The organism is Mucilaginibacter agri (assembly GCF_009928685.1).
Classification (GTDB): Bacteria; Bacteroidota; Bacteroidia; order Sphingobacteriales; family Sphingobacteriaceae; genus Mucilaginibacter; species Mucilaginibacter agri.
This window is the reverse complement of sequence record NZ_WWEO01000036.1, coordinates 88,431-99,423: the sequence shown is the minus strand read 5'-3', so window position 1 is coordinate 99,423 and position 10,993 is coordinate 88,431. Positions and strand designations below refer to the sequence as shown.

General features: G+C 42.5%; 12 protein-coding genes. 3 read left to right on the top strand and 9 right to left on the bottom strand.

Translation table 11 applies throughout. The features are described 5' to 3' along the window. The first annotated feature begins 1,085 nt into the window (after nucleotides 1-1,085). On the top strand, nucleotides 1,086-1,382 hold the full coding sequence (locus GSY63_RS02635) for a hypothetical protein (RefSeq protein WP_166584269.1): 297 nt from the start codon (nucleotides 1,086-1,088) through the stop codon (nucleotides 1,380-1,382). Between the two features lie 49 nt (nucleotides 1,383-1,431). After that, nucleotides 1,432-2,265 (top strand): hypothetical protein, encoded by an 834-nt coding sequence (locus GSY63_RS02630; protein ID WP_166584268.1) that lies wholly within the window; start codon nucleotides 1,432-1,434, stop codon nucleotides 2,263-2,265. A gap of 198 nt (nucleotides 2,266-2,463) precedes the next feature. Here GSY63_RS02630 and GSY63_RS02625 read toward each other — a convergent pair whose 3' ends face one another. The 8 genes from GSY63_RS02625 to GSY63_RS02590 all read right to left on the bottom strand — a co-directional run bounded on the left by GSY63_RS02625 (nucleotide 2,464) and on the right by GSY63_RS02590 (nucleotide 8,822). Then, on the bottom strand, nucleotides 2,464-2,898 hold the full coding sequence (locus GSY63_RS02625) for a hypothetical protein (RefSeq protein WP_166584267.1): 435 nt from the start codon (nucleotides 2,896-2,898) through the stop codon (nucleotides 2,464-2,466). Nucleotides 2,899-3,101: 203 nt separating this feature from the next. Continuing rightward, a complete protein-coding gene (locus GSY63_RS02620; protein ID WP_166584266.1) occupies nucleotides 3,102-3,563 on the bottom strand; it encodes a hypothetical protein in 462 nt (153 codons plus the stop codon). Between the two features lie 440 nt (nucleotides 3,564-4,003). Then, nucleotides 4,004-4,891: a universal stress protein gene (locus tag GSY63_RS02615; RefSeq protein WP_166584265.1), complete on the bottom strand. Its 888-nt coding sequence runs from the start codon at nucleotides 4,889-4,891 to the stop codon at nucleotides 4,004-4,006. Nucleotides 4,892-5,056: 165 nt separating this feature from the next. Then, nucleotides 5,057-5,638, bottom strand: coding sequence for a fasciclin domain-containing protein (locus tag GSY63_RS02610; RefSeq protein WP_166584264.1), 582 nt, complete (start codon nucleotides 5,636-5,638; stop codon nucleotides 5,057-5,059). Between the two features lie 246 nt (nucleotides 5,639-5,884). After that, complete coding sequence (locus tag GSY63_RS02605) at nucleotides 5,885-6,862, bottom strand: YeiH family protein (RefSeq protein WP_166584263.1); 978 nt, start codon at nucleotides 6,860-6,862, stop codon at nucleotides 5,885-5,887. Nucleotides 6,863-6,948: 86 nt separating this feature from the next. Next, a complete protein-coding gene (locus tag GSY63_RS02600) occupies nucleotides 6,949-7,359 on the bottom strand; it encodes a DUF6691 family protein (RefSeq protein ID WP_166584262.1) in 411 nt (136 codons plus the stop codon). 4 nt (nucleotides 7,360-7,363) lie between these two features. Further along, nucleotides 7,364-7,924, bottom strand: coding sequence for a YeeE/YedE family protein (locus GSY63_RS02595; RefSeq protein WP_166584261.1), 561 nt, complete (start codon nucleotides 7,922-7,924; stop codon nucleotides 7,364-7,366). Between the two features lies 1 nt (nucleotide 7,925). Continuing rightward, on the bottom strand, nucleotides 7,926-8,822 hold the full coding sequence (locus GSY63_RS02590) for a LysR family transcriptional regulator (protein WP_166584260.1): 897 nt from the start codon (nucleotides 8,820-8,822) through the stop codon (nucleotides 7,926-7,928). A 181-nt stretch (nucleotides 8,823-9,003) separates the two neighbouring features. On the opposite strand from GSY63_RS02590, the gene GSY63_RS02585 reads away from it, so the two are divergent. Further along, nucleotides 9,004-10,035, top strand: coding sequence for an aldo/keto reductase (locus GSY63_RS02585; protein ID WP_166584259.1), 1,032 nt, complete (start codon nucleotides 9,004-9,006; stop codon nucleotides 10,033-10,035). Nucleotides 10,036-10,331: 296 nt separating this feature from the next. Here the strand turns inward: GSY63_RS02585 and GSY63_RS02580 are convergent, their stop codons facing one another. After that, entirely contained in the window at nucleotides 10,332-10,895 is a 564-nt protein-coding gene (locus GSY63_RS02580) for a hypothetical protein (RefSeq protein ID WP_166584258.1), read from the bottom strand. Between the last annotated feature and the right edge of the window lie 98 nt (nucleotides 10,896-10,993).

The window sequence follows — 10,993 nt, the reverse complement described above, 5'->3', positions numbered from 1 at the left end:
TCCGTTTTCCATTAGGGAAGGCAGTGAACAATATGAATCGTCAGTGGATGTACTTTTCTTTTTTTGCCGAAAAAAAGAAAAGTACCAAAAGAAAAAACTCGTGGCTGCTTTATTTTCTACGTAAGTCAGTGCGTGGGCAGGGATAGTGGTACCCGAAAATCAAGAGGCCACAATGGTTAGGGTATGGAGGGTTCTGTGGGGCATTTTCATAACCACAACGATACCACTCGTCATGCTGAACTTGTTTCAGCACCCCACGGGCCAAGTATATGCGCGTGGCCGTTTTCCATTAGGGAAGGCAGTGAACAATATGAATCGTCAGTGGATGTACTTTTCTTTTTTTGCCGAAAAAAAGAAAAGTACCAAAAGAAAAAACTCGTGGCTGCTTTATTTTCTACGGAAGTCAGTGCGTGGGCAGGGGTAGTGCTACCCGAAAATCAAGAGGCCACAATGGTTGGGGTATGGAGGGTTCTGTGGGGCATTTTCATAACCACAACGATACCACTCGTCATGCTGAACTTGTTTCAGCACCCCACACGCTAAGTATGCGCGTACATCCGTTTTCCATTAGGAATGGTAGTGGGTAATATGAATCGTCAGTGGATGTACTTCTTTCTTTCCGCAAGAAAGAAGTACCAAGAGACTTAGCGTAGCGATCTCATGAACACCAGAAATAAACACACCGTGAATAACAGAACTCGTGGCTGCTTTATTTTCTTTGGAAGTCAGTGTTTAAGCAGGGACAGTGCTACCCGAAAATCAAGAGGCCACAATGGTTGGGGTATTCAGGGTTCGGTGGTGGCAATTCTCTCAACTTTGCTGTCTTTGCTGTTCGAAGTCTCCGACTTCGAATGATTATGCTGATAGTCTTCAGACTATCGAAGGTTGCGTGATGAAAGTGTCCGCCGTGTAATGGGGTGTGCGGGAAGGGGAGCGGACGGACAGACAGGAATATAATTAACTGATAGTGGTGCTGATATGAATTTAAGAGAAATAAATATGGGTGTTTAAACGGTGGCGAGTTGATAATGTTTTTGATAAGTTAGTGATTAAGAAAACTATCAATAAACCTAAATCTAACTTTTATGAGCTACTTAAGATCAGAAATGCTTTACGACGATGGCGATTATTACAAATGGTCGGCAAGGGCAGATCATGACAATCCTTATTACATTCGTGGGACAGATTGGTCCGAGTTAAATAGAACTGAAGGATATGAAGTTCTTTATTTTATTAATCACCTAGGGAATAAACGTTGGACTAACCCTAGCTTGGCTACCTATAGGAAGATTGAAAAAATGATTAGGCTTGATGTGCCATCAAACATAAGAACTCATAAGAAAATTGAAGATTGGATTACCGCGAATTGGTCAAATGTCTAATTTTTTCAATTCCATCGAGTCGAATTAACGGCAAATAATATTAAAGTTCATGAGTCCAATTGAAACACTCTCAAGAAGGGAGTTTACTATAACTTATACAGATGCCTGCCCGAGTGAGCTAATCCACAATACTTCTCATCCTTACTTAAGCATTACATTAGTTAATTTTTTAAATGTAGAACGGGAAAAATTATTAAAGATATTACAATTCAAAAAAGCAAGGGGCTTGGATCGAAGAATGAAAGTACAAGATTATATTATCGACTGTATAGAAAAAGGCACTGTTATACCATTGGGCGTTAGCAGTTGGAACGAACGCACATCAGTTTTACAAAGTGGTAAAGTAATTCTAAACAAATACGGCTTGGTTCCATTTACAGACGACTTTTCAAATAGCGTGACATTGGCTGATGAGCAAATTTCATACGGCCATGCGGTCAGCCTTGCTTGGTATAGCCTGGCGTTAGCCGTGTTTGCCAAGAGAATCGGACCTATGATGTCACATGAACAGAAGAAAAAAGCAGCTATTTTGATCGACCTGTTGCCTGGAGATAATATCAATTTCAAGAAAAACTTAAAAATCGTCAATTATATCATCGATAATTCTGAATTGGCCGAATTTTTTATGGATACGATCAGGGATTACCAAATTGACGGTATTGGCTTGGCTTACGGGATAAAGGATGGCTCGACGAAGGCTATCAAAGAAGATTATGAATTTACTGTAACAGATTGGATAGCGCAGTCCTTTAATTCGTTGACGCTATATGAAAAATTCAGTCTTGGTAAAAATTCTGATGAATTTAAGTTAGCAAAACTCGCGCAATTCTTACTATATAATAAATATTTCAACCTGATCGACGGAATTGAGATTATTGATTAGCCACTGCTGTTCGAAGTCTCCGACTTCGAATGATTATGCTGATAGTCTTCAGACTATCGAAGATTGGTATCGTAAGTGTCCGCCGTGTAACGGGATGTGCGAGAGGGGGATGGGACGGACAGGAAGTTTATTCCACAAAAAAAGCGGCCCGAAGGCCGCTCTTTACGTATTTGAACTCTGATTGTATATGGAAAATTATTAGAACACAAATGCTAGCACCATTGCTACGTGGATGATGGTACTTGCCGCTAACAGTGTAAGTGTTGTGCGGATACCTTCGCCACCCATGTTGGCTATAATGGTGGTGAAAAAACATACCATGGTTACGGCCAATACGCCTATTGGGGCATCATAGTAGTACATTAATACGGCAGGTACAGGTAAAAATAACACACCCTGACCGATTAAGGTTATAAAGAACCACAAAGTGTGGTTTGGTTTTTGGCTATCTGTCCAGGCTATAAATTTAGTCCACAGATTAAAGTTATTTTCGGTATGATGTTCAGCGGTCCAGCTTACTTGATCAATTGCTTTTAGAGTTGCCATAATCGTTTTGTTTTGATATAACAAATGTCGGCAGAAACGGCCACCTGCACCATGACGGGCGTCATGGCGGAAAATGATCTTCGTCACTTTTTCGAAATGCTTAATAGCCTAATTTTGCGCTGTGTGTTGATATGTTGAGAACATGGCCCGGCGAGTTTTGCCGGGCTTTGTGCGTTTATGAGATTTTTATCGGGTGTTTTACCACAAGGCGGAGCCTTGCGGTAGTGGAGGGATTCCCTGTCAACTTAACCGTCGGTAATAGTTAGTCTTGAGCACTATGGCTTATAAATTTAATAATCAAACACATTATCAGCAGGTCTAAATGGACTATAACCCCTTGGTATTTCGTCCATTATTGGCCTAAACAAATCCCAAAAAAACCTATTACTCGAATATGCGTCATAAACTTTTTTCCCTTCATAATATATTTCAGTTCTCATGCCGTCGGTTATATTTCCTCTTATTAAATTATCTTTTTCTCCTAATTCACGAACCGCTTTATAAAATTGTTTAACTGAATCAAGTGTAAATTGTTGGCTCATTTTCGAATCTATGACTTTAAAGGCATCAGTGTAATTATTACTGCTACCTTTAACTGCATAAGCTTTACCATCCTCATTTATTTTAATACTAACAAACTTCTTTCCAAACCGAAAATCAACTCTTATTTTGTAATCATTGCCTGCATTTGGCTTACAATAGCTACTCAACAGGCAGATAATCAAATAAAATAATAAATTATGGAATCTCATTGATTTCGGTTGACGTTATAATTCATTCCCGCTTGATCACCTAAACAAGGAGAGCCTTGCTGTAGCAGAGAGGGGTTTATGCAATTGAATTGGGAACGAAACTCCTCCTCCGCAGGAGTCTTCTGGACTTGTCAGAACCCAAACCAGCCGCACCCCGCCCGGGGCTGGGAATTTAGACTTTTCATTTTGAATTATCAAAGCACCCTCGCTACACAATTTCCTCCAATATTCTGCTGGCGGAGTATTGACATCAAAAAATACTTAAAAGTCATCAAAAGTGGAACATCATCCTGTTTTTATAACTTTTAAGTATGTTGGTTAAGTATTTAAAAATTAGTTACTTATATCGATGTATTTATATGGAAATGACTTTTAAGTTGGAACACAGTGGTGCACATGGAACATTGCACCACTGCACCACCCGCAGCGTAAAACCAACGTTAAAAAGCCGGTAATACAGCACCCGCTCTGCCGGAGAAAACCAACAATGGTATGGTTGTATGCGTTGCCATAGATAGGGTGATGCTTTCGCCAAATATCCGTTTTATAAAACCGTGGTTATGATGAACCAATACCAACATGTCTATCTGCCCGTGTTCTGCGAGCCAGTCGAGGCCTTTGTCTACATCGTGGCCTTTAATGAGGCTGTAGTAAATGCGGTCGTAATTGGCCTTGTTGCAAACCTCTTTTAAAAAGGCGTCGCTGCGCTCCTTAACGCCGGGGCCGTCGTGGCTTTCGTCAGTAACGTGGGTGAGTAAAATATCGGCCTGCATATATTTAGCCAGGCCAGCAAGGGCATGCACTACCGCTATATCCTCCTTTTTAAGTGTGGTGGCGAAGGCTATCTTTTTTATCGGCTTAAATTTATACGTAGCCGGTACCAATAACACCGGGAAGTGCGCATGTTCTATTAAACTGTTAGAGCTGCTACCAAAAAGCATCCGGCTTATACCGCCTGCTGCCGCCATACCCATTACCACCAGGGGCATACGCTCGCGGGTTACAGTGTTGGTAATTACGTCGGTGGTTTCGCCGCACTCGCTGCAGTAGCTCACTTCGGGTTGAAAGCCTTCGCCGTGATATTGTAACTGGCTTTGATGGCTTAACCGCCCGGCCATTAATTTTAGTGATTCGGTTGCGCCTTCGTCAACCTCTGGCATATCATCTATAGGCCAGGTAACCTGTGCCGGGTAAAACATGTTGTTAAATACCTTGGTGGCATGGCACAATTTAATATTGGCCCGTATGCCTTTGGCGAGATGCATGGCATAAACCGCCGCATTCTCGGCTGGCGAAGAAAAGTCGGTTGGCACTAAAAGCGTTTTCATATTTATTGGCGGTTTGAGATCAACAAATAATCAAAAATATGCTTGCCAACGGTATCATGCACCTGTAACACAAGCTTATACAAGGTAAGCTTTTTACGTATCAAATAAAAGAGCCTGAATGTTTTGTAACATGCAGGCTCTTTCAGGATTTAAAAAAATATCGAATTATTTAGTTGGCGCAAGTACGGCGTTAATACCGTTTACTACGCCATTGGTACCCATCATATCATATAATACCACTTCGGCCGAGTTGCCGGCTGCGTTGGTTAATTGCAGGGTTTTGTTAGGGCTCACAGATAAGGTTAAGGTCTGGCCATCTATAGTGGTTAATGTAGCCTTGCCTTTACCTGTAGTTAGGGCTTTAATAATTTCGGCTTTGCCATAGTGGCCTGTTACCACGTGGCCTTTTACTAAGGTGGCCAGTTTGGTTGGGTCTTTCATTAAACTATCCAACTTACCGGCGGGTAGCTTGCTAAACGCCACATTGTTTGGTGCAAATACGGTAAATGGGCCAGTTGCCTTTAAGTCGTTCTCAACACCGGCTGCTTTAACGGCTGATGCTGCGGTAGAGTAATCGGCGCTGGCTGATAATATGGCTGCTACATCTAAAGTTGGTGCTGCAGCAGCGGTGGTTGTAGTGGGCGTTGTTGGGTTTTTCTTAGTAGTATCTTGTGTTTGGGCAAATGTTTGGTTTGCCGTAAAGCATGCAACTAAAGATGCGGCTACTATTAAAAGGGACTTTTTCATGTTAAAATATGTGTTTCTGGTTAATAAATAAGTAGCTGTTTCTCTATAGCAATCCAATTTTAATAAATACTAATTCAACTTTCAGTTAACTGTAACTTAAATTAAAGCAGAATTGTTTGTTGTAAATTGTGTCTTTAGAGGCTATTGATTTGATAATCAAAAAGAAAAATGTCAAAAACAAGTCGGCATCATATACTGGGGGGGGGGCTAAAATTAACCATTAGTTAGTCGGCTTCTTTCCTATTCTTAAGCCAGGTGCATTACCGCATAAAGTGCCGTTGCAGATATAGCCACCCACAATACCGCACCTTGTAGCAGCGGCTTGAAGCCTACCGATGCCAGCACCTTGCGTGACAACCCTGCGCCAATTAAAAACAGGGTTAAAGTAAGCCCCGCATTGGCAACAATAATTACAAACGGGCTGACTATTGCCATAGCCGGAATGTAAGTGTTGGCTACCATGGCCAGCACAAACAAAGCAATAAAATAGGGGATGCTGATTTTCTTCGATTGGTTCTTGAACACAAAGGTTGATACAAATGCCACCGGGATAATCCATAGGGCTCTTGCCAGTTTAACGGTGGTTGCAACTTCCAGGGCATGCGGGCCATATTTGCTGGCTGCACCAACTACCGAGCTGGTGTCGTGTATGGCAATGGCGCACCATAACCCAAATTGGGTTTGCGATAAATTTAGGTGATGGCCGATAACCGGGAATATAAATAAGGCGATAGAGTTGAGGATAAATACGCAGCCAAGCGCCACCGAGATCTGTTTCTCTTCAGCCTTAATTACAGGTGATATAGCCGCAATGGCGCTTCCCCCGCAAATGGCAGTGCCAGCCGAAATTAGGTAAGATGTTTTTTGTTCGATACGTAACCAGCGGCCCATAAGGTAGCCAAAGGTGAGCGTGCCCAGGATAGAAAAGATGGTGAAAACAATGCCCTCTCTACCGGCCTGCACTGCGCTGTGCAAATTCATACCGAAGCCTAGACCCACCACCGAAACCTGCAATAAAATGTGCGTGGCTTTATGGTTGAGGTGCAAATATGGATGCCCGGTAAGCTGCGCCACCACCAAACCCATAAGCAAGGCAACAGCCGGACTAACAAAAGGTGTTAAACAAAGTACTGTAGCAAAAATGAAAATAACTTTACGGCCATTTTCGTTGATATTGAGCAGAACACCATTTGCGGTATTGGTAATTTGATGTTGAGTATCCATAATATTTTATGTTTTGATACCCAAATGTCCATCAATCTAATTCACTATTTTTATTAGAATTTGCTATTATCAATAACCAAAAGTTATTAATGAGGTAACTTATCGCGAAGCAAGCCATAAACCCATGTGCCTGCGATGACGCTTAGCAGGGTAACTATAATCACCAGAAAGCCGCTGCCGATCTGGGCGAACAATGGACCGGGGCAAGCGCCGGTAATAGCCCAACCTAGGCCGAAAATTAGTCCGCCGTAAACGTTGCCCCAATGGAATTTCTTGTCGGGGATTATTACTGTTTCGTTGTTAATGGTTTTAACCTGAAAGCGTTTGATCAGCAACACCGAGATCATGCCTATCACAATGGCACTGCCGATAACGCCATACATATGGAAAGCCTGCAGCCTGAACATTTCCTGAATTCGAAACCATGATACCACCTGCGATTTGATGAGCACTATGCCGAAAAGCATCCCCACAATTAAATATTTTAGATTGCGCATGCTATTAAAGTTGAAGGAGATAAGGTAAAATAAACCAGGTCATCACAAAACCGCCAATCATAAAGCAACAGGTTGCCACCAGCGATGGCCATTGCAAGGAGGAGATACCCATAATTGCATGCCCCGAAGTGCAACCACCCGCATACCGTGTGCCGAAGCCCACCATGAAGCCACCAACCACAATAAATATAAATCCTCGTAGGGTGAGTAATTGGCTAAAGCTGAAAATATCGGCTGGCAGTAACCCGCTAAAGTCTTTAACACCTTGATGTTTCAACGTAACAACAGTATCCGGATTAAGGTCAACGGGGCCAGGAACGGAGAGTAGATAGGTTGCTACGGCTCCTCCAATAATTATACCTACAGCGAAAAACAGATTCCAGCTTTCTTTCTTCCAGTCGTATTTAAAAAAAGAAATATTGGACGGAAAGCAAGCCGCACAAATATGCCTTAGGGATGATGATATGCCAAATGTTTTGTTGCCCAGTAATAATAAAGCGGGTACCACCAATCCGATAAGCGGACCGGCTACATACCAAGGCCAGGGTTGTTTAATCAAATCCATGTTAATCGATTTTATAATTGCGTGCGAAACGCATAAATAATTCGGCCAGCGAGTGCGGTTGGCCGTGTTGGGTGATAAAATAAAAGGGGCGTTCGATACTTAACCCTTTTACATCCACAATGCGGCAGTCGTTGTGTTTAAGTTCTTTTAATATGGCCTGCACCGATAAAAATGCAAGGCAATTACTATGCAACAAGTACGACTTGATAGCCTCGGTGCTCCCCAACTGCATTTCGATATTGAGATCGGATAATTTGATGTTGTGGTTTTTTAATGAATGCACAATTACGTCCAAAGTGCCCGAACCTTGCTCGCGTAGCAGAAGCGGATAGTTTTTAAGCTCGTCGGGTTTTATCGAATCCTTTTTCAGTAAACTGTTATTGTTTGAGCTTACCAGCACCAGTTCGTCGGGCAAATATTCTTCATAACTAATTTGCGGGTTGCGCGAAATGCCTTCTATAATGCCGATCTCAATCTCTTTATTTAGCAGCGCATGTTCAATATCTTCGGTATTACTTGTTACCAGTTTTATGTTAATATCCTTAAACTTCTTGTGAAACTGCGCCAGCACCGGTGGAATGATGTACTGCGCCACGGTGGTACTTGCCCCAATATGCAGACTGCCTGTATGCTGCTTAACCAATAAGTTCATATCGTACTCGAGCTCCCGGTAAACATCAAGCAATTGGATTACGTGCTGCAGCAGCATTTCGCCCGCAGGCGTGAGGCTTATCTTTTTATTACCGCTCCTCTCAAACAGCGAAGCCTTAAACTGGCTTTCTAATTCTTTAATATGCTTGGTAACAGCAGGCTGGGTAATAAACAATTCGGCAGCAGCCCGGGTGAAATTTAGCCGCCGGGCAACGGTATAAAATACCTTCAATCTGAAATCGAGCATACGCGCCTTGTTAATTGGAGAGGGCTAAATTACTTATTTGCTGGTACAATTTGCCCTTAGTGTCATTTACCTGTCAGTACATTTATTAATGCTTTGAGGTTGTTTAAAGGCTGTTAAATTTGAAATAATGGCGTTGCAGAATAAGGTGACGCTAAAGTTTTCATCTATTTAATCTTACACTATGGAATACAGACAATTGGGTGCTTCAGGCCTACACGTACCCGTACTAAGTTTCGGAACAGCCACCTTTGGCGGCGGTAACGAATTTTTTAAAGCATGGGGGAACACCCAGCTGGAAGACGCTAAAAAAATGGTACACCTGTGCCTCGATGCAGGCGTTAACCTGTTTGATACCGCGGATGTTTACTCTAACGGTATTTCAGAAACCATTTTAGGTCAGGCATTAGAGGGTATACGCAACAAGGTATTAATTTCAACCAAAGCTACCTTCAGAATGGGTGAGGGGCCGAACGATTACGGCTCATCGCGTTTCCATTTAATTGAATCTGCGGAGAACAGTTTGCGCCGTTTGCAAACCGACCATATCGACATTTATCACCTGCATGGTTTTGACGGTAATACACCTGTTGAAGAGACGCTGCGTGCCTTAGACGATCTGATCAGCAGCGGAAAGGTGCGCTATATCGCTTGCTCAAATTTTTCGGGTTGGCATTTAATGAAATCGCTTTCAGTATCGGAACGCTATGGCTGGGCACGTTATGTGGCTCATCAGGCCTATTATTCATTGCTCGATCGTGAATTTGAGTGGGAGCTGATGCCATTGGGTATCGACCAAAAAGTTGGAACTATTGTATGGAGCCCACTTGCATCTGGCCAATTGGGCGGTAAGTTCCGTAGAGGGCAACCTATTCCGCAGGATAATCGCCGCAGTCAGGGTGGAAGCCATGGTCCTGCTACTGATTATGAATTTCTATATAATATTGTTGATGCCTTAGACGAGGTTGCCGAAGAAGTTGGTAAGTCTGTAGCTCAGGTAGCATTAAATTGGGTGCTACAACGCCCAACTGTTGCTAACATTATAATCGGTGCCCGCAACGAAGAGCAGTTGAAACAAAACTTAGCTGCTGTAGGATGGAATCTTACTACCGAACAAATTAAGAAACTGGATGCGGCAAGTAACCGCGAGCCGATTTATCCGTACTGGCATCAACGCCAGGATACCGGGTTGAATCCGATACCGAAGTTTTACTAAAGCAAATATAATCCCCCTCCCTTGGGAGGGTTAGGGAGGGGTTTTCTAAAACGAGAACCCCTTTTTATTCAGTATCCTTTAACATTATATAACACTATATAACATTTTTTTACACTTGATAGCGGTAGCTTAGCTAATGTAACCTTAAAGCCATCATCATGTATATCAAGCTGTTATTTATGTGGTTGTTTTTAACTCTGCCCCAATGTAATCGGCCTTGCAGAGAGCAGAGTCTCCACCAGGATACGTCGGTAAATACAACCGACGTGGTGCTGTGGATTGTCAAACACTAAAAGCTATTCGCTTATCTCGTATTGCACCAGGTAAAAGACTTCGTCCTGGTTGCCATCGGTTATTTCGTTAACTAATTGGGTATCTGTTTCGGTGTATTGATCCGGCGAAAGATATAACGGAACGTTGGTTACATCGCCGTCTTTAATAATAAGCTTTTCGGGTACGGTTACTTTAACAATTTGCTTTACCTGCGCATCAAAGTCTTGCACGCCCATTTCGTAAGGGTATACGCCTAAAGAAAGCCTGCCTTTACCCTTAACCATTTTACCAAAGTTGTTAATGGTTTGATGGCTGTCGGAAGCCCGGCCGTTCGAAATATAAAACTGGAAACCATCAACATCGATAACCAATATCACGGTTTCATTAATAGCCATTTCGGCAACTACCTTGCCGCTAAATTCATATTCGGCACCAGCGATCTGGTTAAGGTAATTTTCACCTCCTTCGCGCACAGATACCCGGCCCTCGGTTTGCATCCAGAATTTTTGGTAATCATATTTTCCTGTTTTTACAGGCAGATATTCGGTTACATTATAACCCGTAAGGTGAACCCAAATGGTAGGCATAGCTTTATTGTTAGTATAGAAGTACTAAAGTAAAGCAAACTTGGCAGGGCTAACGAATTGGCGTGATTTGTTTACATTTCGCTGTCAGGGAATCAATG